The organism is Streptomyces sp. TRM49041 (genome assembly GCF_008271805.1).
Classification (GTDB): Bacteria; Actinomycetota; Actinomycetes; order Streptomycetales; family Streptomycetaceae; genus Streptomyces.
On the sequence record NZ_VSRY01000006.1, the window covers coordinates 1 to 252 of the forward strand.

Below are 252 nucleotides of genomic sequence, written 5' to 3' on the forward strand. Positions count from 1 at the left end.
ACTCCGATTTTGCGGTGGCCCGCTACAACACCGACGGCAGCCTGGACACCACCTTCGGCACCGGCGGCACGGTAACCACCGACTTCGGCGACGACGCCGCGGCTTTCGGGGTGACACTGCAGACCGACGGCAAGATCATCGCTGTCGGCAGGAGCGGCCCGAACACCTACCACGATTTTGCGGTGGCCCGCTACAACACCGACGGCAGCCTGGACACCACCTTCGGCACCGGCGGCACGGTAACCACCCACT

The 252-nt window shown here is 66.3% G+C and carries 1 pseudogene; it reads left to right on the forward strand.

Annotation, left to right across the window (positions count from 1 at the left end):
* Positions 1-14 precede the first annotated feature (14 nt).
* A pseudogene (locus FVS66_RS00035) lies at positions 15-252 on the forward strand (calcium-binding protein); the annotation flags it as partial.